At 39.9% G+C, this 22,036-nt stretch carries 17 protein-coding genes; 9 read left to right on the forward strand and 8 right to left on the reverse strand.

The window, feature by feature from the left end; genetic code table 11:
• The first annotated feature begins 2 nt into the window (after positions 1–2).
• Genes lptG through rsmA form a run of 4 tightly spaced genes read left to right on the forward strand, consistent with a single transcriptional unit; the run spans position 3 to position 5,767 of the window.
• Positions 3–1,121 (forward strand): LPS export ABC transporter permease LptG, encoded by a 1,119-nt coding sequence (gene lptG, locus H3T44_RS02575; RefSeq protein ID WP_155572100.1) that lies wholly within the window; start codon positions 3–5, stop codon positions 1,119–1,121.
• Positions 1,121–3,499 carry an LPS-assembly protein LptD gene (locus H3T44_RS02580; protein WP_232347483.1) on the forward strand — a complete coding sequence of 793 codons (2,379 nt, stop codon included), beginning with the start codon at positions 1,121–1,123 and terminating at the stop codon, positions 3,497–3,499. Before lptG ends, H3T44_RS02580 begins: the two co-directional genes overlap by 1 nt.
• Entirely contained in the window at positions 3,496–4,977 is a 1,482-nt protein-coding gene (locus H3T44_RS02585) for a peptidylprolyl isomerase (RefSeq protein WP_232347484.1), read from the forward strand. Before H3T44_RS02580 ends, H3T44_RS02585 begins: the two co-directional genes overlap by 4 nt.
• Entirely contained in the window at positions 4,916–5,767 is an 852-nt protein-coding gene (gene rsmA, locus H3T44_RS02590; RefSeq protein WP_198184570.1) for a 16S rRNA (adenine(1518)-N(6)/adenine(1519)-N(6))-dimethyltransferase RsmA, read from the forward strand. Before H3T44_RS02585 ends, rsmA begins: the two co-directional genes overlap by 62 nt.
• Before the next feature lie 16 nt (positions 5,768–5,783).
• Here the strand turns inward: rsmA and H3T44_RS02595 are convergent, their stop codons facing one another.
• The 7 genes from H3T44_RS02595 to H3T44_RS02625 all read right to left on the reverse strand — a co-directional run bounded on the left by H3T44_RS02595 (position 5,784) and on the right by H3T44_RS02625 (position 13,274).
• Entirely contained in the window at positions 5,784–6,983 is a 1,200-nt protein-coding gene (locus H3T44_RS02595) for a cyclopropane-fatty-acyl-phospholipid synthase family protein (protein WP_198195896.1), read from the reverse strand.
• A 174-nt stretch (positions 6,984–7,157) separates the two neighbouring features.
• The gene (rplI, locus tag H3T44_RS02600; RefSeq protein WP_198195897.1) at positions 7,158–7,724 is read right to left on the reverse strand and encodes a 50S ribosomal protein L9; all 567 of its coding nucleotides are present in this window, start codon (positions 7,722–7,724) and stop codon (positions 7,158–7,160) included.
• 14 nt (positions 7,725–7,738) lie between these two features.
• On the reverse strand, positions 7,739–8,014 hold the full coding sequence (gene rpsR, locus H3T44_RS02605; RefSeq protein WP_110438356.1) for a 30S ribosomal protein S18: 276 nt from the start codon (positions 8,012–8,014) through the stop codon (positions 7,739–7,741).
• A 3-nt stretch (positions 8,015–8,017) separates the two neighbouring features.
• The gene (rpsF, locus tag H3T44_RS02610) at positions 8,018–8,500 is read right to left on the reverse strand and encodes a 30S ribosomal protein S6 (protein WP_198195898.1); all 483 of its coding nucleotides are present in this window, start codon (positions 8,498–8,500) and stop codon (positions 8,018–8,020) included.
• Between the two features lie 264 nt (positions 8,501–8,764).
• Positions 8,765–10,720 (reverse strand): RNA polymerase sigma factor RpoD, encoded by a 1,956-nt coding sequence (gene rpoD, locus H3T44_RS02615; RefSeq protein ID WP_110438358.1) that lies wholly within the window; start codon positions 10,718–10,720, stop codon positions 8,765–8,767.
• A gap of 254 nt (positions 10,721–10,974) precedes the next feature.
• A complete protein-coding gene (gene dnaG / locus H3T44_RS02620; protein ID WP_198195899.1) occupies positions 10,975–12,801 on the reverse strand; it encodes a DNA primase in 1,827 nt (608 codons plus the stop codon).
• Between the two features lie 17 nt (positions 12,802–12,818).
• The gene (locus H3T44_RS02625) at positions 12,819–13,274 is read right to left on the reverse strand and encodes a GatB/YqeY domain-containing protein (RefSeq protein WP_198195901.1); all 456 of its coding nucleotides are present in this window, start codon (positions 13,272–13,274) and stop codon (positions 12,819–12,821) included.
• Between the two features lie 146 nt (positions 13,275–13,420).
• Here H3T44_RS02625 and carA point away from each other — a divergent pair, with 146 nt between their 5' ends.
• Entirely contained in the window at positions 13,421–14,812 is a 1,392-nt protein-coding gene (carA, locus tag H3T44_RS02630) for a glutamine-hydrolyzing carbamoyl-phosphate synthase small subunit (RefSeq protein ID WP_155567163.1), read from the forward strand.
• Between the two features lie 10 nt (positions 14,813–14,822).
• On the forward strand, positions 14,823–18,071 hold the full coding sequence (gene carB, locus H3T44_RS02635; RefSeq protein ID WP_198195903.1) for a carbamoyl-phosphate synthase large subunit: 3,249 nt from the start codon (positions 14,823–14,825) through the stop codon (positions 18,069–18,071).
• 22 nt (positions 18,072–18,093) lie between these two features.
• Here carB and H3T44_RS02640 read toward each other — a convergent pair whose 3' ends face one another.
• On the reverse strand, positions 18,094–18,660 hold the full coding sequence (locus tag H3T44_RS02640) for a chorismate lyase (RefSeq protein WP_198195905.1): 567 nt from the start codon (positions 18,658–18,660) through the stop codon (positions 18,094–18,096).
• 144 nt (positions 18,661–18,804) lie between these two features.
• Between H3T44_RS02640 and greA the strand changes: the two genes are divergently transcribed.
• The 3 genes from greA (at position 18,805) to H3T44_RS02655 (ending at position 22,035) form a co-directional block, all read left to right on the forward strand.
• Positions 18,805–19,278, forward strand: coding sequence for a transcription elongation factor GreA (greA, locus tag H3T44_RS02645; RefSeq protein WP_110438619.1), 474 nt, complete (start codon positions 18,805–18,807; stop codon positions 19,276–19,278).
• Positions 19,279–19,296: 18 nt separating this feature from the next.
• Positions 19,297–20,499, forward strand: a complete 1,203-nt coding sequence (locus H3T44_RS02650) for a threonine ammonia-lyase (protein WP_198195907.1) — start codon at positions 19,297–19,299, stop codon at positions 20,497–20,499.
• 360 nt (positions 20,500–20,859) lie between these two features.
• Positions 20,860–22,035, forward strand: coding sequence for an MFS transporter (locus tag H3T44_RS02655; protein ID WP_198195909.1), 1,176 nt, complete (start codon positions 20,860–20,862; stop codon positions 22,033–22,035).
• The last annotated feature ends 1 nt before the right edge of the window (position 22,036 follow it).

Below are 22,036 nucleotides of genomic sequence, written 5' to 3' on the forward strand. Positions count from 1 at the left end.
TTATGCTCACCGCTTATACAATCTCGATCTATATCGCTCGACAATTTTTTTCGGCTTCCATTTCCATGATTCTGGCCTTGACAGGATTGGTATCATTATTCGACTTTATTGACCTGTTACGTCGCATTGCCACAAGACCAGGAGTTTCAACAAGTATTGTTGCGTATATTGCCCTGGATCATATTCCCAACTTCTGCATGCAGATCCTTCCCTTTGGAATTCTTTTGGGGGGAATAATCTGTTTTTGGAAGCTTACACGATCTTCTGAACTTATTGTTACCAGAGCAGCAGGAATTTCCGTATGGCAGTTCCTAATGGCACCTACTGCCTGTGCCTTTATAATTGGATTATTTTCCACACTAATCATATCCCCCGTTTCTTCCACCCTTTACAGACAGGCAGAAATTCTGGATCAAACCTATTTAACAACCGGTGGTGGAAAACTGACGAATATGTCAGGTGGCTCTTTATGGATAAGACAATCTGATAAAGAATTAACCTCTCGAGGTGTGGCAATTTTGCATGCCCAACAAGTACATGTTATCAACCGCAATTTACATTTAAGCGATGTTAGTGTTCTAAGATTAGATGAAGCGAATCATTTACTGGATCGTATTGAATCGCCATCAGGGTATTTGCAACATAATCTTTACTGGGTATTATACAATGCTTATTCTATAAAACCGAATAAGTTCCCGATTAAATTAGGAACTATTAAAATACCAACTGATTTAACTTTACATAATATCGAAGATAGTTTTTCATCTCCAGAGACCTTATCTTTTTGGGCCTTACCAGGATTTATTAAATTGCTAGACAAATCAGGTTTTTCATCCATTAGCCACAGGCTTCATTTTCAAGCGCTTTTAGCCCAACCTTTACTTGCAAGTACAATGGCGTTGGTTGCTGCGGGGTTTGCCACTCGATCAACTCGACGCGGAGGTGTTGCAAGAATGATAGGCTCTGGTATTGCAGCGGGATTTGCCTTATTCACAATTTCCAAAATAGCTGAACGTTTTGGAGAATCAGGTGCCTTGCCAACTTTTATCGCGGCATGGGCTCCAACCGTAGCCGGCTTGTGTCTCGCAATATCCCTACTTATTCATCTGGAAGACGGCTAATGTCTAGATCCTTATCCTCCTTACTTGTTCAAAAAATCATGAAAGCAAGAATCCTTCAAAATCAATATTACTCTTTTCTTGCATTCAGTATTTTAAGCAGTTCTTTTATCGCTAATTTATGGATTTTTTGTTCTGTCGCCAATGCCCAACAACAAATGCAAATGGCTCATAGTAATATTGGAAAAACCAATGCGGCACCTTTCAGTGGAAAAGACCCCATCACATTTCAGGCTGACAAAGTTTCCTATGATTCCAAGGCTGGTGAGGTTGTTTGGGAAGGTGACGTGCATATTTGGCAAAATGATCATACCTTGAGGGCCGATAAGGTTACTTTTAACAAAACAACAAACATCGCTACTGCATCAGGTAATGTCGCCATGGTCGAACCCGATGGTGAAATCTTGTTTACCCAGCATACGCAACTGGGAAATAACATGCAGGAGGGAATTATGGATCAGGTCTATGCCCTGCTTGCTGATGGAGGCAAACTTGCCGCCAACGGGGCACGTCGGACAGGAGGTAAAGTCCATGATTTTAGTCGATCAGTTTATACCGCCTGCCCCATTTGCGCGAAAAACCCCAAAAAATCACCTTTTTGGCAGTTTCGATCCTATCAGGCTATCCGTGATATGGAAAATCAACGCATTGATTTCTCAGATACTTTCATTGATTTCTGGGGAATTCCGGTATTTTACATGCCTTTCTTTTCAATTACGGATCCATCTGTAAAACGGCGTAGTGGTTTCCTAATTCCCAGTATCAATTGGAGCAGTAAATATATCGGGGCCTACACAACCATTCCCTATTATTGGGCTATAAATAAATGGTCTGACCTAACCTTTATTCCTCTTTTTGCGACCAAAACAGGACCACAGCTTTCCACAGTCTATCGCGCCCGTTTCAACAAGGGAATGTTAAGAGTGGAAGGTGGTATTGCCGATGATACCGTTGGTCAACATGCCTGGTACAATTCCTATGCCGACCGATCTGTAGATAAATTTAAAAAAGGTGCACAAGGCTATTTATTCCTAAAAACAGAATGGGCATTAAACGATCACTGGCGTTATGGTGGAAATATCAATGTCGCAAGTTCTGCAAATTACATGCGTGATTACCGTATTAACGGTTATGGACAAGATACTTTAGAATCTGATTTGTATCTTGAAGGGTTTGGTGAAGGATCCTATTCAAAAGTTAGCGTACAAGCCTTTCAAGGATTAAATCGCGGGGTTATAAACAATTCCGATCTTCCTTTTTCTTTACCTCGATATACTTATAGCTATTTTGGACAACCTGATGCACTAGGAGGAAGATTTTCATTAAACACCACTAATTTTGTTCTTTATCGTCCACGTGGTGTTAATGACCAACGTGGTGAAGTTGCCTTGAATTGGGATAGACCTTTTGATGATAGTGCAGGTAGAAAATGGCTTATTACACTACATGTTGATTCAAATATATATCGAGGAACACATCTCAATGAACAGCCCGGGTTTTACAGAACCAGAAAAAGCCAATTTACAGGACAAGCACTTCCTACATTTGCCGTTAAAATGAATTGGCCCTTCCTGAGAGAGTTTCACATAGGTGACTCAACAGGAACTCAAATCATAGAACCTATTGTTCAATTAATTGCCGCTCCTCATTCAAAAGGTGGCCGCAATTTCTATATGCCCAATGAAGACAGCTGGAATTATGAATTCACAGATACAACCCTTTTTGCCTTAAACCGTTTTCAAGGCACTGATCGTTTGGATGGCGGCGCCCGTGCCAATGTTGGTGTACATGGGAATTGGACCTGGAATGGCCATCAAGTCGATTTTCTTGTCGGGCAAAGCTATCAGGAACATATTCAAGGACACATGCCAGCACGTTCAGGTCTCGACCATCATATGTCTGACGTAGTCTCTCGCCTGCGTATATCCCCTGTCCAATGGTTAACCGCAACAGGAAGAACTCGTGTTGACCCTTATGACGGTAAAGTCAATTTTGCAGACGCTTTATTCAATTTTGGATTCTCTCATTTTGGCATTAATGGTGGATATATATATGAACCTGTAACCCCTTATTATTACTTCTATAGAAATCCATATGATCATGAGGGCGCCTCCAAATTATATTGGCAGAAAACAAACGAATTGACATTGGGTGTTTCAACCGATTGGGATCATTGGCATGCCTCCGCCTTTGGAAGAAGAAGCATTTCACGAAAGGAAACAGTTGCCTATGGAGGTACTGTTGGTTATCGAAACGACTGTTTTAGTGCCGATGTAATTTATTTCAAACAAAAAACAATGATTAACGGTGAAGAAAATAGTGACATGGTCCTATTTATGCTAAACTTCAAGACAATTGGCGTATTTGGAATTAACGGATGATGACAATTATTATGTTTATGCTTTCAGAAACTGTATTAAAATATAAAAAATATATCATATCATTCCTATTGGCTGGTTACGTTTTTACAGGTCACGGTATTGCACATACCATGGCAAATATAAAACATCACGCCATTTCCAATTCCCCAATACCTCCAACAACTTTGCATGATGGTGAAGATCTCTCATCTACAGCAACCTCATCTGATGATGAAAACAAAATTATCGCCATTATTAATGGTCAATTATTGACACAGCGCGATATAGCAAATCGTGAGAAACTCTTTGAATTAACAGCCGGAATTCATTTAAGTCCTGAAGTGATGCAACATATGCGTCCACAACTGATTAAACAGATGATTACCGAGCGCCTGCATATTCAAGAAATGCTAAGACGCAGCGTCAACATTTCCCCTGAACAGATTGCCAAGGCAATTTCAGGAATTGAAAAACAAAATAATATGCCTGAACACGCCTTAAGGGATAAATTGGCTGAGGATGGAGTTTCTTTAACCACTTTAATTGATCAAATCAGATTGCAAATTGGTTGGGGAAAAGTGGTGCAACAAGAATTGGGCACCCAATCGCGAATTACTGCGAAAGAAGTTGAACAACGTGAAAAAGCCCTTAAACAAGAAGTGGGACAACCTGAATATCTTATCAACGAAATCTTCGTACCGGTTGAAAATGCTCGTCACCCTGAACAAGAATTGCAATTTACTGAAACCATTATTCAGCAATTACGTAATGGTGCTGCTTTTCCGATTGTAGCGGCCCAATTTTCACAATCCCAGAGTGCATTACAGGGTGGTGCATTGGGATGGGTTCAAGAAGACAATCTGGATCCAGAAGTGGTAGCTATTGCAAGAAAAATGCCTATTGGTGCAATCTCAAATCCTATTAAGGTAGCAGGCGGCTATATTATCGCAATGCTTAGCGGACGCAGAACCATTGGTAATGAGATGGGAACCCTGATGAAAATACGACAGGTTTTCCTACCTTTTAGTTCCAAACTGAACCCTCAACAACCAACCCCGCAACAGGTTGCCACATTAAACCAAACAACAAAATATAAAAGCACCTTACATTCATGCCAACAAATGGAAGATGCCAATAAAAAGGCTGGAAACATAAGACCTTCCGATCCTGGAGAACTTCAACTTGAACGCTTAAATCCTGAAATGGCTAACATACTTAAAGATTTGCAACCGGGTCAAATCAGTAAACCTTTAGTTTCCCTTGACGGTATCTCATTGCTTATGGTCTGTTCAAAGGAACGCAAAAATCTTTCCGACATTTCTGCAAGTGAAATTGCCAATCAATTATTGAATCAACGTGTTGAACAAGCCTCTCAACAATTAGATCGCGATTTACATAGACAAGCTATTATCGAATATCACACCCCTGTACAAAATAATGACCCCCATAAAAAACAATCAAAACAACATTCTTCCCCCTCTAAAGGAAACAATTCATAAACATAATCTCTTGGCTAAAAAATCACTGGGACAACATTTTCTGCTTGATCCAAAAATCAACGAACAGATTATTGGTCTTGCTGGAGATCTTGAAAATAAGAACATTATCGAGGTTGGTCCAGGCCCAGGGGGACTCACACGTGCTATTTTATCAAGTAATGCCGAAACTGTCACAGGTGTAGAGATTGATAATCGTGCCGTTATCCTATTACAAGAATTAAAAAAATATTACCCGCAACGATTTAAAATTGTTGAACGAAATGCTTTGAAGTTTGATTTAAGCACTTTATGTCAAGCACCAAGACAAATTATCTCAAATTTACCTTATAATGTTGGAACCGCTCTTTTACTAAATTGGTTAAAACAGGCAAATCACTGGGAACGCTTTACCTTGATGTTTCAGCAAGAAGTTGCCTATCGAATTTGTGCGGCACCGAATACTGAATTTTATGGTCGGTTATCCGTTATTTCTCAATGGATTGCGTCCTGTACCATTCTTAAGCAAATTCCACCGGGTGCTTTTTTTCCTCCACCAAAAGTTTATTCATCCGTGATACAAATTATTCCATATAAAAAACAACCTTCACCTGCCTTATTTAAAGCAATGGAGACCATTACTGCCGCCGCCTTTGGCCAACGTCGAAAGATGTTACGAAGTTCTCTTAAATCAATTAACGGAAAAAACCTACTTGCAAAAGCCAGTATTGATGAAACAAGAAGAGCGGAAACTTTGAGTATTAATGAATTCGACCTGCTAGCCCGTCTTTATCTTGATAAGCAACATTCATAAAATTCAACTTGGACACTTATTTTTCAAACATATAATTTCGTGTCAAAGGTACGGCGGTTAAGGAAGGGGAAATTTGCAACTGAAAATTCATATGATTATGGTAATAAAAAGACAATTCTGCCGCTGATAAATAAAATTCAAACATTCTATAGAATTTTTCATCATACATAGCAATTATATCCTTTTGATGGTTTTTAAAATTCCCTAACCAAAAATGAATGGTTTTTGCATAATGTAAACGCAGAATTTCACAATCAGTTACCCATAAGCCGTTTTTTTCAATAGCAGCAAATGTCTCACTTAACGAAGGAGAATAACCGCCAGGAAATATATATTTATTAATCCATGCATTTGTCGAGCCTGGACCATCTGATCGACCTATGGAATGAAGAAGCATAACTCCGTCAGGCATCAATATATTTTTAATTTCCTTAAAAAAATCCGTATAGTAATGTATACCCACATGTTCAAACATACCAATTGATACAATCCGATCGAAAGATCCCTTGACCAGCCGATAATCCGTTAAATAAAATTGAACTTTATCTTGTAGCTTTTCCTCTTTGGCTCGATTCCTGGCAACTTGCAATTGTTCTTGGGAAAGTGTTATCCCTGTTACTTCCACATCATATTCTCTGGCAAGGAATAAAGCCATGCCGCCCCAACCACAACCGATATCCAAAATTTTTAGATTGGGTTTATTTAACAAAAGCTTATTGGCAATATGTATTTTCTTTGCTTTCTGAGCCTCCCCCAGATTTTCATTTCCATTTTTAAAATAAGCACATGAATACTGCAAATCTTGATCCAGAAAAAGCTCATATAAATTTTTTCTTAAATCGTAATGATGTGCAACGTTTTTCTGGGATTGCTGAATACGATTTAATTGTGACCAGAACCGTTTGCTATATCGCCATATGGAAGCAATTTTTTCACCGATATGATCATGAGATAAATCATTACTCATTAAAATATTCAGAACATCGTAAATTGAACAATTGACAGGACGGATTTCGCCACTCATATAACCCTCACCAAAAGCCAACCCAGGATTTATGAGTAATCGTTTGCATATTTCAAGTGTTAGCAATTCAACACAGGCATAATGCTTACTTTGTGCATGTCCATAAAATTTACTATGCTTATCAGGATAAATAACCTCCAAATATCCTTTTTTTATCAAATGCTTAAAAATTGAATCCATTAATTTCATCATATCTTGCTTATTTCTTATCATTTTGAAAAAATAGAATAATCATATGAAAAAAATTATTTCCATTTGTAAATCAATGATATCGCAAAAAATTATTCATTAACAGATAAAAAAAACGAGAGGATAAACCTCTCGTTTTATCAAAATTCCATGAAAACAGAATATATTCAAAATGTTTTATTCAGAAACAGCTTTTTCCTCTGAAACCGCTTCAGTTGGCTCATCCTGTGGTGTATTTTCAAAAACTTCCACAGCCGTTGCTTCACCTTGTGCCTGACGCTCAGCCTCTTCGGCGGAACGGGCAACATTAACTTTAACATCCAAATGGATCTCAGGATGAAGTTGAACTCTCACCTGATATAATCCCAACATCTTAATTGGATGGTGAATTTCAACCTGTTGACGTGAAATCGTTAACCCTTCCTTGGAAACACCTTCGCTAATATCCCGTGCGGAAACAGATCCATAAAGGTTTCCGCTTTCACCTGCCTGACGAATAATCGTTACAGAAAGTCCCTCCAAACGTTCCAAGAGGCGTTCAGCTTCTTCACGATGTTTAATGTTTTGTGCTTCAAGCTGGCTACGTTCTCTTTCAAAACGTTCACGATTTATCGCTGTTGCACGAATGGCCTTACCTTGAGGAAGCAAATAGTTACGGGCATAACCAGGCTTAACTTTAACAACATCCCCCATTTGCCCCAATTTTGCTATTCTTTGAAGTAGGATAACTTCAGTTGCAGACATATTAATGTTCCTCCTCAATCCTGAACAAATGGCAATAAAGCGAGGAAACGGGCACGTTTAATTGCCTGTGCCAATTCACGCTGTTTTTTTGCGGATACGGCTGTAATACGGCTTGGAACGATTTTACCGCTTTCTGATAGAAAACGAGATAACAAACGAATATCCTTATAGTCGATCTTTGGTGCATTTGCTGATGAAAAAGGACATGTTTTGCGTCTGCGATGAAAAGGACGACGAGCACCAACAGCAATACGACGTGCAGCTATATTTACCTGAATTTCTTCTGACATGAATTAAGCCTCCCTATCCTTTTCAACTTCGATTGAAGAAACAACCACTTCTTCGTCAACCAGATCGGAAGCATCTTCATCTTCTGAAGCATGTTTACGACCACTGTCAAAGCGACCGGATGCTTTTGATACAGAACGATTTGAAGTACGTTCCTTTTCATCCCCTTTACGTGAAAGTGTTGGAGAAGGTGTATCATCAATTTCTTCCACTCTTAGGGTCAGGAAACGTAAAACATCTTCATTCAGATTAAATTGACGTTCAATTTCCTTGATGGTTTCTGGTTTAGCATCAATGCCCAAGAGCATATAGTGACCTTTACGGTTTTTCTTGACTCTATAAGCAAGGTTGCGTAATCCCCAATATTCGCGTTTTTTAACGGAACCTTCTTCATTTTCAATCAAAGAAGCAATTCCATTAGCAATGTCTTCAACTTGTTGTTGAGTCACATCATTACGTGCAATAAACACGCATTCATATAATGGCATAATATCTCCCTTCGGCTGACTTCAACCCAATTACCAAAAAATTATTGGCATATATTCTTTCATCTAGCGGGTATAGCCAAGGCATAGCCGTTAAACCTTGGCAGGAAAGAAGATTTCTAAAAACCATAAAAAATAAAAAAATGCAAGTCCTATAAACTATAATCTTCCATAAATAATTAGTTTCCTTATTGTTTATTAGAAAATATCTATATAGAAGACTACAATTTTAAGAGTTGTATCAAATTGAAAAAATCTTATTGGATCTTAGTTGTCATCCAAAAATGACCGTAATTTACGACTACGACTTGGATGTTTTAATTTACGCAAGGCTTTTGCCTCAATCTGGCGAATACGTTCACGTGTGACATTAAACTGCTGTCCAACCTCCTCCAGCGTATGATCTGTATTCATCCCAATACCAAAACGCATTCTCAAAACGCGTTCTTCCCTTGGGGTCAAGGAAGCCAGAACACGTGTCGTCGCCTCTCGCAAATTTGTCTGGATTGCCGCATCCAATGGAATAACAGCACTTTTATCCTCAATGAAGTCCCCTAAATGGCTATCCTCTTCATCACCCACTGGAATTTCCAGTGAAATAGGTTCCTTAGCAATTTTTAATACTTTTCTTACCTTTTCCAGAGGCATCCCGAGTTTTTCCGCCAACTCTTCCGGCATTGGTTCCCTGCCAATTTCATGCAGCATCTGTCGTGAAGTCCGCACTAATTTATTTATTGTTTCAATCATATGAACAGGAATACGGATTGTTCGAGCCTGATCGGCAATTGAACGGGTAATTGCCTGACGAATCCACCAAGTTGCATAGGTTGAAAATTTATATCCCCGACGATATTCAAATTTATCAACCGCTTTCATTAAACCAATATTGCCTTCTTGAATCAAATCCAAAAATTGCAATCCACAATTCGTATATTTCTTTGCAATTGAAATGACCAAGCGCAAATTCGCTTCGATCATTTCTTTCTTGGCACGAGACGCATCTCGCTCACCATACGAAACTGTAGAAAAAACCCGTCTAAATTCTGTTACCGGCAATCCCACCTTTTGAGAAAGCTCGGCAATTTGATCACGATATTGACCAATTTCTTTACCGTATTTTTCAACGTAAAGTTTCCAGTATTTGCCAGGTAAATTTCCAACCGCTTCAAGCCAGTCAGGATTCAATTCATGACCATGATATTTTGATAAAAAGTCATCACGGGAAATTTTGCATTTTTCCGCTGCACGCAACATACTTCCCTCTAGGCTGGCAAGCTTTTTGGAAACCGTTTTCAACTGTTCAACAAGAAATTCGATTTTATTACTTTGCAAATGAATTTGCTGAACCTCTTCAATAAGCTTATCCCTTAAAGCCTCATATTTTGTCTCAAATTTACTGGTAAGTTTTTCACCGGCCTGAATCGTTTCCAAGCGCTGAGCCTGTAACTCATATAACTTGGGATAGTTCTTTTCAATTTCACTGAAATGTTTGAGGATCTCGTCCTTGTGCTTTTCCTCTAGAGCAGCAAGAGAAAGATTATTTTCTTCATCCGCGCCACTCTCCGTTTCCTCACCATCCTCATTTTCCTCCTCACTGTCGTCAGAAGTATCATGATCAAGCGAAGCGGACAAAGAATCATCCATATTTGACAATTCAACCTGGTCATATTCATTCTCAGTTGCTTCCAGATCTACAATATCCCTTAACAGCACCTCTTCGGTTTTTAACTGTTCATACCACCCAATGATTGCCCTAAAAGTCAGGGGGCTTTCGCATAATCCCCCAATCATCTGGTTCCGTCCAGCCTCAATCCGCTTGGCAATGGCAATTTCCCCCTCACGCGAAAGAAGCTCTACCGCCCCCATTTCACGCAAATACATCCTAACGGGATCATCAGTTCGACCTGTATTCGTTTCAGTTGCAACCGTTTCTTCCGAATCATCTTTATCTGACTCATTTTCGGATTCTTCACCATCCGCATCCTCTTCTTCATTCTCTATAATCTGGATGTTCATTTCTGAAAAAATAGCCATAACATCTTCAATCTGTTCAGAAGACATTTTATCTTGGGGCAAGATAGCATTCAATTCATCTAAAGTTACGTAACCGCGCTCTTTCCCTTTACTTATCAAACGTTTTACAACAGCGGATTGTGTATCCAAAACATTTGTATCGTTATCACTTGAATTTTCTTCAATTTTAGATGGTGTTGTGACTGCCATTTTTGCCTCAAAAAAGCTTCCTAATTCTACCTAAACCTTAACTTCAAACTTACCTTTAAGGTATGCTTTAAATTATTTATAAAATTTATATGCTTGCTAATATTAACATTGGCTCACAAAACTGACTTTCGCACGATGAATACTATACAGAATTACTAAACAACATTTACAGCCAAATCTAAAGCAACATATATTAGACATGATATCTACGGAAAGATAAATCAAGTCTTTATCATATCCCTAGCTAACAATTATTATAAGAAATCATCCTCCTGTTCATTGTTTGAACCTGTCCTGGCAATTTCAAGGGCTTTTACACGTGCGACAAAAATATTCTGATGCTGTTCATCTGGAGATTCAACCCATGCTTTGCGAGCCAGCTCAACCTGGTTTTCAAGTTCCTGAATATTCAATAACCCATAGAAATGCCACCATTGTTTTTCAATTAAATGTAAATCAAATTTTTGCGATAATTGATCTGAAGAAGAAATAGAAAATTCATCATTAATTGCATTAATTAAATCAGAAAAACCCTCTTTTTCAAGGAAATTTATTCTATCATCTAAGGTCGTTCCTTCAAAAGGAATTCCAACAAAAAATTCTCTCAACTTAATAAATTTTGCAGGCAAGTCTAGCTGACAAAAAGCGGACTCCACAGAAAAAAGAAGTTCTGGATAATGCAGCAAGATAGCGAATAAAATGCAAATCCTTTTATAATCAATCTGTTCCTTATCAATTTTTTGAATCCGATTTGACAAATTTACATCAGTTTTTTTTGCAAATGTTCCATATCGGTCGGCTTTTGGATAGAATTGCTGATAAAAGCGATCCAATAAAATACGGCGATATTCCTTTGACAGAATCTTGTCATCAATATGCTGAGCAATTGAAATTAGCCGCGTTTTCAACGCAGCCCGTTGTTCAGGGGATTTTATATCCACATGAGCCGATACAATCCCGTATATGGCATCACATAAGGATTGTTTTTTAGGAATAAGCCTTAAAAATGCCTCTCCACCCTGATTCTTAACAAAACTGTCAGGATCCTCACCTTCGGGAAGTGTCAAAAAATTCAATGTATGTTCAGAAGTTAAAATCGGTAAAGATTCCTCAGCTGCATGCAACATGGCCTTGTGCCCAGCCCTATCCCCATCAAAACAGAGAACGGGTTCGGGGGTTACACGCCATAACAAACCCATCTGATCTTTTGTCAAAGCCGTACCCAATGGTGCAACCGCTCCATGAAATCCTGCCTGATATAACGCAATGACATCCATGTACCCTTCAACAACGAGAACTGTATTATATAATGGATCCACCTCCTTTCTCACAAAAAGTGATGATAAATGATTTAGCCCAAATAAGGTACGACGCTTTGAAAATAAAGGGGTTTCCGGACTATTCAAATATTTCGGCTGTCCATCGCCAATAATTCTTCCGCCAAAAGCGATAGGTCGACCCTTACGATCATGAATGGGATAAATTACTCGATTAAAAAATAGCTCCCCACCCCATTCAGTATCAGATTTTTTTCGTAGAAGTCCAGCCTCTCCAATAAGTTCAAGATCATATCCTTTTTCCTTTAAGAAATGGATAAGACCTCCACGACCATCTCCAGACCATCCCAGTTTAAACGTTTCAAAAGTTTCTTTCAGAATTCCGCGTTCAAGTAGATATTGCTTACCTGTCTTAGCCAAAGGTGTATCTAGGACCAAACGATAATAATCCTGTGCGGCAAGCATAACATCGTATAAACTATGCTGTTTTTCAATCCTTTGCCTGTCCTGATATGTCTGTTCAGGAATATCCAATCCCGCCAGCGCGGCAAGCTCTTTAATTGCCTCACCAAAGGTTCTTCCCTCACTTTGCATAACAAAGGAAATAACATCACCATGGACACCACATCCATAACAATGAAAATGATCCTCATAAATATAAAACGAAGGTGTTTTCTCCCCATGAAAAGGACAACACGCTTTCCAGAAACGCCCTGAACGAGTAAGTTTTACTTTCCGTCCGATAACGGTATGAATCGGGATACGTTGCCGCAATTCTTCCAGAAATCTTTGATCAAACGCCACAAATCACCCTAAATAAATTAAGAGAGTTTAGCCTTCACCAATCCGTTTACCTTAGAAAAATCAAGAACAGAACCATAATTTTCCTTTAGGTAACCCATAACCTTGCCCATTTCCTTAATAGACGAGGCTCCTGTCTTTTCCACTGCCTCATCTACAACGTCCCGCATTTGATCTTCATTTAGTTGCGCAGGCAAAAACGTTTCAATAATCGTGATTTCCCCCTGCTCCTTTTCAACCAAATCCTGACGATTTGCCTTTTGGTACATTTCCACAGATTCACGACGGGACTTTACCATACTTTTAAGCATCGCGATAATTTCATCTTCGCCAACCTGATCAATGCCCTTTGGACGAGCATTAATATCCAGATCCTTCAATTTGGCCCCAATCATCCGTAACGTGGCGACTTTACCTGCCTCTTTAGCCTTCATGGCGGTTTTCAATTCTTCTTTAAAACGTTCACGCAAACTCATTTCTTTCTCCATTCTTAAAGTATAGCATTTTTTGATAAGGAAAAAAATTCCTATCATATTTATTTACATTCAGCGCTGGGATTTTTTTTCCCAATCCTATATACATATATTAATAATTATATTCGTCCAACATAAGGTCTAGGGACATGACAGATATTGACACAGTTATTTCCAAGCTCGGCGGTATTGAAAAGGCGGCCAAGATTGCCAGAGTCTCTACCGAAGCAATTCGCAAATGGAAGCAGGCTCATGCCATTCCTTCTAAACACTGGGCTACAATAATACAAGCAACAGGATTAACTTTAAAAGATTTGCAACCTGAAAAAAATAATTATGACGATAATTCTATCAGCTTAAAGACCCAACGCCCATCAAAAGCAAATGCCATCCTTTTACTGGAGGATGGAACCGTCTTGTGGGGAATGGGATTTGGTGCCCATTCTTCAAAAAACAACCTTGCCCTTGGAGAAATATGCTTTTCTACCGGAATGACGGGATATCAAGAAACCCTCACAGATCCATCTTTTGCTGGCCAGCTTATTACCTTTACCTTTCCACACATTGGAAATGTAGGTACTAACGACGATGATAACGAGGCAGATACAATTGTTGCAAAAGGACTGATCATCAAAGAAAAAATTACTGAACCTTCCAACTGGAGATCGACCAGTCATTTAAACAGCTGGCTTAAAAAGCAAAATGTGACAGGAATTTATGGAATTGACACTCGTGCCCTTACCCTCCTTATCCGTGAAAAAGGCCCACAGAATGCTTTGATCTTCTGGCCTGAAGATGGAAATTTTGATCTGGAATTTTTACGGAAACAAATTAAAAGATGGCCTGGATTAAAGGGAATGGATCTCGCAAAAGAGGTTACTTGTCCAAAATCCCATTCCTGGAAAAAAGATGTCTGGTGCTGGAAAAGCGATAAAAAAAATCAAAACAAGCCTGCCTATAAAGTCGTGGCCATTGATTACGGTGCAAAATATAATATTTTTCGTAATCTTGTCAATGTCGGATGTGACCTTGTCGTTGTTCCCGCTACAGTATCAACTGAGGAAATATTGAGCTATAGCCCTGATGGTGTTTTCCTTTCGAATGGGCCTGCAGACCCAGCGGCAACAGCTCATTATACAGTTCCAGTTTTAAGGGAGTTGCTAAAAAGAAATATTCCAATTTTCGGAATTTGTCTTGGCCATCAGCTTTTGGCTCATGCCTTGGGCGGTAAAACTTACAAACTGGATCAGGGACATCGCGGGGCAAATCAACCTGTTAAAGATTTAAAGACGGGCAAGGTTGAAATTACCAGCCAAAATCACGGTTTTGCTGTTGACCCAAAAAGCTTACCCGATACCGTACACGAAACGCATATCAATTTGTTCGACCATTCCAACGAAGGGATTGCCTCAAAGATTTATCCGGCCTTTTCCGTACAATATCATCCAGAAGCAAGCCCCGGCCCAACCGATAGCCATTATCTTTTCAAACGCTTTGTTGAATTGATGGATCAGCATTCCTCTTCCCATAAAAGATCATAGAGTAACCAATATGCCTAAAAGAACTGATATATCTTCAATCATGATTATTGGTGCTGGTCCAATTGTTATTGGCCAGGCCTGCGAATTCGACTATTCGGGTGCCCAAGCCTGTAAGGCCCTGAAGGAAGAAGGGTATCGCGTAATTTTATTGAATTCGAATCCAGCGACAATCATGACAGATCCTGATATGGCTGATGCAACCTATATCGAGCCAATTACTCCTGAAACGGTAGAACGCATTATTCTGAAAGAAAAACCCGATGCCATTTTACCAACCATGGGAGGACAGACAGCTTTAAATACCGCCATTTCCCTTGCAAAATCAGGTTTTCTAGAAAAAAATAATGTTGAGCTGATTGGCGCAAAAGCCGATGTTATCGACCGGGCGGAAGATCGTTTGAAATTTCGTGAGACCATGGATGCCATTGGCATTGAAAGCCCTCGCAGCGCCATTGCTCATTCTATGGAAGAGGCAAGAGAATCCTTAAAGAAAATTGGATTACCTGTGGTCATCCGTCCATCTTTTACTCTGGGTGGATCTGGGGGCGGTATTGCATACAACACGGATGAATTTGAAAATATTATCAGTGCAGGTTTGGATGCCTCTCCAACAACAGAAGTCCTGATTGAGGAAAGTATTGTTGGATGGAAAGAATATGAAATGGAGGTGGTCCGTGATAAGGCGGATAACTGTATCATCATCTGTTCCATCGAAAATATTGACCCCATGGGAATTCATACCGGGGATTCAATCACCGTCGCACCGGCACTGACTCTCACCGATAAAGAATATCAACGCATGCGGGATGCCTCGATTGCATGCCTGAGAGCGATTGGGGTTGATACAGGTGGATCAAATGTTCAGTTCGGTCTGAATCCAAAAAATGGACGTATGGTCATTATTGAAATGAATCCCCGGGTTTCGCGTTCATCCGCTCTGGCTTCAAAGGCCACCGGTTTTCCCATCGCCAAAATTGCGGCCAAATTGGCGGTAGGTTACACCCTTGACGAACTCAAAAACGATATTACCAAAACAACACCTGCTTCTTTTGAGCCAACCATTGATTATATTGTAGTTAAGATTCCCCGCTTTACCTTTGAAAAATTTCCTGGTACCCCTGCCCTACTCAATACAAGCATGAAATCTGTTGGTGAGGCGATGGCTATCGGACGTAGCTTCCCGGAAGCACTTCAAAAAGGTCTGCGTTCTATGGAAATCGGCTTGACGGGACTTAATCCGGTAACCATTCCCGGAGATGGTGACGAAGATTCTTTCCGTGCAGCTCTTTCCCAACCAAGACCCAATCGAATTCTAGTGGCCGCTCAAGCCATCCGTGCGGGAATCTCACTGGAAAATATCCATGAAGCCTGCCATTTTGATCCATGGTTTTTACAACAACTTCAACAGATTATTCTTGTTGAAAATCAGATCGAGAAAAACGGATTGCCCTCTGACCCATTTGAACTAAGAAATATCAAGGCTATGGGATTTTCTGACAAACAGCTTGCAGAATTGACACAAAAGTCAGAAAAGGAAATCGCGCAATATCGTCAAAAACTCAACGTTAATCCAATTTACAGACGAATTGACACCTGCGCGGGTGAATTTGCCTCTTCCACTTCTTATATGTACTCAACCTATGAGGGTGGTTTTAATACACCAATTTGCGAGAGCCATCCAACTGATCGGGAAAAAATCGTCATTTTGGGGGGTGGCCCCAACCGTATTGGACAGGGCATTGAGTTTGATTATTGCTGTGTTCATGCTTCATATGCTTTAAGGGAAGCGGGATATGAAACCATTATGGTCAATTGCAACCCTGAAACTGTCTCAACCGATTATGACACGTCTGACCGTCTTTATTTTGAACCTCTAACGGCAGAAGATGTCATTGCGCTTATTCGTCGCGAACAGGAAAAAGGGGTCGTAAAGGGATGTATCGTGCAATATGGTGGACAAACGCCACTTAAACTCTCCAAAGCACTGGAAGAAGCTAACATCCCCCTATTGGGTACTCCAGCGGATGCTATTGATCTTGCAGAAGATCGGGAACGTTTTCAGGCCCTGTTACAAAAACTTGGTTTACGGCAACCGTCAAATGGAATTGCTCATAATGCCGAAGATGCCGAAATAATTGCGGAAAAAATCGGTTATCCAGTGGTTATTCGCCCCTCATATGTGCTGGGTGGACGAGCCATGGAAATTGTCCATGATAGAAATAGTCTGCATCGTTATCTGAATGAGGTTCTTTCCTCTGCTGGTGTCGATGTATCTTCCGGCCCATTATTGATTGACCAATATCTTAATGATGCCATTGAAACCGATGTAGACTGTCTGGCCGATGGAGAGGATGTCTATGTCGCCGGTGTAATGGAACATATCGAGCAAGCCGGCATTCATTCTGGTGACAGTGCCTGCTCTATTCCACCTTACACCCTTTCACCCGCCTTGGTAACAGAATTGCAGGCACAAACCACGACCCTGGCAAAAGCTTTGGGGATTGTTGGATTGATGAATGTACAATATGCAATCAAGAATAATGAAATATTCATATTGGAAGTCAATCCACGCGCCTCAAGAACTGTTCCATTTGTTGCAAAGGCAACCGGGGTACCCATTGCCAAGATTGGGGCAAGAATCATGGCCGGGGAAAAATTGAGATCCTTTTCGTTAAAACAGCGTTCTGTTAGAGGTCATGTCGCCGTTAAAGAAGCGGTGTTCCCTTTTGCACGGTTTCCCAATATAGATATCATTCTCGGCCCTGAAATGCGATCTACAGGTGAAGTCATGGGTATTGACACGTCATTTGAACGTGCCTTTGCAAAATCTCAATTGGGTGCCGGTGTAACCTTACCCTTAACAGGCAATGTTTTCCTTTCGGTACGTCATAGTGATCGGCCCTCTCTATTGCCTCTGGGCAGAAAACTGACAGAAATGGGATTTAAAATTCTGGCCACACGTGGAACAGCTGAAACCTTAAAGAATGCTGGTATTGAAGCCAAGGTGGTTAACAAGGTATTGGAGGGTCGTCCACACTGTGTCGACGCGATCCTTTCCGGAGAAGTCCAGCTAATTATCAATACTGTTCAGGGTGCACAGGCAACCGCCGATAGTTTCGACATACGCCATTCCGCGCTGACCCATAATATACCCCACTATACAACTATGGCAGGTGCCGCCGCCGCCGTCCATGCCATTGCGGCTTTGCGTGAAGGCAAACTGGACGTGGCCCCGCTGCAATCTTATTTTAATCATTAAAATTCTAAGGTTATTTTCTTAACTAAAGCAGGTGATTATTACAAACCTGCTTTTTTTTATTGACTATATGTTTCCATAAATCCGGTAAAAATACTTCTTGCACAAGTACTGATTGACTGGAACAAATGAATACCGATCTTCTTGCCCATAAATCAACATGGCGATAATCTATTGGCAGGAGTTCTCTAGGATATTTTGTTATTTCAATTTTTGACCTTTCAAAAACATCTTTTTGAAATAATACAGACCCGAGCGGTTTATTGCCAATTGCCTGAAAAAGGTTTCCCCTGAGATCCTCCCCTTTGGACAGGATAATGCTACGGGCATATATCCAGGCTTGACCTTGTCCCTCCAAAACAACCTGCCTGACCTGTTTCAGACTTGGATAACCAACCTCTAATATCCCGCATTCATCTTCCCTGATTTTTTGTTTTTGTTCAGACAGACGCTTTAATGAAAATTGATTTTGACTTAAACGAATTAACCGTTTTGTCAAAGATTCCGAATTGAACAGCCATTCATCTTCATGGATTGAAAGACGGGATTTCCATCGGGAATAATCTACCCAGCATAACTTTTTATGATACATGAAATCAAATATAGAGATTGAGAATTGATTTAGAAATAAAATAATGTAATATGCTACAAAAATTTTCTTTATAGAAAAATATGTTTATAATAACAATTGTATTTATATAATATTCTTAATTTGTTTCTTAAAGGACATTCAACTTTGCAAAAATTTCCAATGACGGCTCAAGGGCTACGACGTCTGGAAGAAGAGCTACGCAGACTTAAAGATAAAGAAAGGCCAGAAATTATACGTGCGATCGCTGAGGCACGCAGTCATGGCGACCTTTCTGAAAATGCAGAATATGAAGCGGCGCGTGAACGCCAGTCTTTTACTGAAGGACGCATACTGGAACTTGAACAGATAATTTCATCGGCTCAGGTTATCGATCCATCAAGCCTATCAGGAAACACTGTTAAATTTGGTGCAAAAGTTGTTTTGATTGATGAAGAAACAGAAAAAGAGTCCACCTTTCAAATTGTTGGACTTCATGAAGCCGATATCAAATTAGGTCTATTGTCAATTTCATCCCCTTTGGCCAAGGCTCTGATCGGTAAGGAAAAAGGAGCAACGATCTCTGTCCCTGCACCTGGGGGAGATCGATCTTATGAAATCCTTGATGTTATCTACGCTTAACCCCTGATTTATACTATTATGATTTCAATTAACGACGTCCATGATGCGGCGCAACGGATAAATAAAAATATTATCCGCACTCCCGCCCTATTTTGTCAGTCCCTGTCAAAAAGAGTAAATGCAGATATCACCTTGAAACTTGAAAATCTTCAAGCCGTTGGCTCTTTCAAGGAACGTGGCGCTGCCAACCGACTTGCCCTGCTGACTGAAGAGGAAAAAAAACGGGGGGTTATCACCGTTTCAGCCGGCAACCATGCCCAAGGCGTTGCACGCCATGCACAATTACTAGGCATTGATGCGATTATTGTCATGCCGAAATTCACACCTGTGACAAAAATCAACCGAACTGCGGCCTGGGGTGCCAAGATTGTTTTGGAAGGTGAAGATTTTACCGAGGCCACCCAATATGCCAATCAACTCGCCAAGGAAGATGGACGTGTTTTCATTCATCCTTATGATGATCCCGCAGTCATGGCTGGACAGGGAACATTGGCCCTGGAAATTTTCGAGGATACAAAATCAGATCTTGATTACCTGATTGTTCCCGTTGGCGGGGGTGGACTGATTTCAGGATGTGCTGTTGTAGCTGCCGCTTTAAGACCCTATACAAAAATAATTGGTGTTCAAAGCGATCGTTATTTTTCATATTCCTTTGCCACCCATAAAGCGTTAAAACCACCTGGCGGTGCAACCATTGCGGAAGGTATAGCCGTTCGCAAACTAGGTTTTTATCCTTTTGAAGTCATAGAAAAATATGTGGAAGATATCGTTTCCGTCCCAGAAGAGGCCATTGAGGATTCTATAACCCTTGTAGCGGAACATGCCAAGCAAATTACCGAAGGAGCGGGGGCAAGTGGTCTGGCTGCCATTCTAACCTATCCAGAACGGTTTAAGGGTAAAAATATTGCCTTTCCTATCAGCGGGGGAAATATTGATACACGTATATTGGCCAACACCCTACTTCGAACCCTCCTACGAGAAGGAAGACTATTACGTCTAAGATTCTCAATTCCTGATCGTCCAGGTGTATTGGCTGACATTTCCCACATTATTGGAACTGAAAAGGGTGGAAATATCATAGAGGTATCACATCAACGGTTATTCTCGACCTCAAGCGTTCAATCGGCCATTCTCGAAATTATGGCGGAAGCACGCAGTGCAGAACATGCAGAGGAAATTATACAAAGCCTTCGAGAAAAATATACTGTCGAAAGAATTTAGTCTGAATTGATTGAATACGGATATATTTCAATCAATTCGTATTCAATCACCTTAATTAATTCAATGATTTTAAATCCTGTATAAACATTTATTTTAAAATTTATTTAAAGCTATTGAATTAAACATTCAAAAATATTTTTTGATAAATTCATAGTCATATTTAAACTTTTATATAAAAAATTAATACAATTAATTATAACACTTTTAAATTACTTTTATTATTCATCAAATTATTTATAAAATATTGAGTATTCACCAAATAAAGTAATTTTAAACTTAATTATTTTTTTTAAGCCGCTTTTTAAAGAAAATAAATCATATATAATCAATTCTTCATAACAATGACAATTTCAAGATTTTATGCCACTTTATTTTCTTAATCTGTTTAATTTTCTTGTAGCCGATGTTCGGGACGGTTTAGGACCTTTCCTAGGTGTGTTTCTGCAGCAAAATCATTGGCAAGTTAATAAAATCGGTTTTGTCATGACATTGGCTGGGTTAACCAGCATAATCATCACCACACCCGTAAGTATGCTGATTGATCATATTCGTTACAAAAAAAATATAGGTATTATTGCCACAATCAGTATCATTATCGGCTGCTATTTTATCTATCATTATCCCAATTTGCCAATGACAATCATTTCTCAAATGTTAATTGCCATTGCCGGAGCAACCCTTATTTCAGCAACAGTCAGCATAACAATAGGATTGGTGGGACCTGATCTCTTTGATAAACAAATTGGGTATAATGAATCATTTAACCATGCAGGAAATGCTTGTGCAGCCCTTATAGCCGGAATAGCAAGTTATTATTTTGGATTAAAGGCTATTTTTATTTTAATGAGCTGTTCAGCATTCCTGGCTATTACAGCCCTTGCATTAATCCCATCCAGACAAATTGACAATAAAATTGCACGGGGATTAAATGTCAACCAAACCAGTCCCCAACCCTTTTTCAAACTCTTAAAAAATAAAAAACTTTTTATTCTTGCTGTTACGATCGGTTTGTTCCATCTTGCCAATGCAGCGATGCTTCCACTTTTAAGTCAATCAATGGTTGCAAAAAATATTATCAATAAACCGGGATCCTATACCGCCATGACGATCATAATTGCTCAGACAACAATGATCCCAATGGCCATTTTTGCCGCGTTTTTTGCAAGACGGCATGAATATAGAATTCTGCTTGTTTTAGCCCTTGTTGCACTACCTGCAAGAGGATTACTGATTGGAACAATTCAACATCCCCTTGTTTTGCTTCCTGCTGAAATTCTTGACGGTGTTGGTGCTGGTCTGATCGGTGTTGCCATCCCTGGAATCGTTGCCAAGATAATGCAAGGATCAGGACGATTTAATACGGGACTAGGCATTATCTTCACATGTCAGGGATTATGCGCATCATGCAGTCATTATCTTGCAGGAACAATAGCAAAATACCATGGTTATGATCAGGCTTTTCTCACGCTTTCACTGATTGCCCTTTGTGCCCTGGTTTTCTGGTTGGTTTTTACTAAAGACGTATCTTTTGGCTAAA

Origin of the sequence: Commensalibacter sp. M0355, from assembly GCF_016101365.1 — a bacterium.
GTDB lineage: Bacteria > Pseudomonadota > Alphaproteobacteria > Acetobacterales > Acetobacteraceae > Commensalibacter > Commensalibacter melissae.

Bases quoted from the DNA above. Each gene is read 5' to 3' on its own strand.
- lptG (WP_155572100.1), top strand. From the start codon at position 3: ATGCTCACCGCTTATACAATCTCGATCTATATCGCTCGACAATTTTTT.
- H3T44_RS02580 (WP_232347483.1), top strand. From the start codon at position 1,121: ATGTCTAGATCCTTATCCTCCTTACTTGTTCAAAAAATCATGAAAGCA.
- H3T44_RS02585 (WP_232347484.1), top strand. From the start codon at position 3,496: ATGATGACAATTATTATGTTTATGCTTTCAGAAACTGTATTAAAATAT.
- rsmA (WP_198184570.1), top strand. From the start codon at position 4,916: ATGACCCCCATAAAAAACAATCAAAACAACATTCTTCCCCCTCTAAAG.
- H3T44_RS02595 (WP_198195896.1), bottom strand. From the start codon at position 6,983: ATGATGAAATTAATGGATTCAATTTTTAAGCATTTGATAAAAAAAGGA.
- rplI (WP_198195897.1), bottom strand. From the start codon at position 7,724: ATGTCTGCAACTGAAGTTATCCTACTTCAAAGAATAGCAAAATTGGGG.
- rpsR (WP_110438356.1), bottom strand. From the start codon at position 8,014: ATGTCAGAAGAAATTCAGGTAAATATAGCTGCACGTCGTATTGCTGTT.
- rpsF (WP_198195898.1), bottom strand. From the start codon at position 8,500: ATGCCATTATATGAATGCGTGTTTATTGCACGTAATGATGTGACTCAA.
- rpoD (WP_110438358.1), bottom strand. From the start codon at position 10,720: ATGGCAGTCACAACACCATCTAAAATTGAAGAAAATTCAAGTGATAAC.
- H3T44_RS02625 (WP_198195901.1), bottom strand. From the start codon at position 13,274: ATGAGTTTGCGTGAACGTTTTAAAGAAGAATTGAAAACCGCCATGAAG.
- carA (WP_155567163.1), top strand. From the start codon at position 13,421: ATGACAGATATTGACACAGTTATTTCCAAGCTCGGCGGTATTGAAAAG.
- carB (WP_198195903.1), top strand. From the start codon at position 14,823: ATGCCTAAAAGAACTGATATATCTTCAATCATGATTATTGGTGCTGGT.
- H3T44_RS02640 (WP_198195905.1), bottom strand. From the start codon at position 18,660: ATGTATCATAAAAAGTTATGCTGGGTAGATTATTCCCGATGGAAATCC.
- H3T44_RS02650 (WP_198195907.1), top strand. From the start codon at position 19,297: ATGATTTCAATTAACGACGTCCATGATGCGGCGCAACGGATAAATAAA.
- H3T44_RS02655 (WP_198195909.1), top strand. From the start codon at position 20,860: ATGCCACTTTATTTTCTTAATCTGTTTAATTTTCTTGTAGCCGATGTT.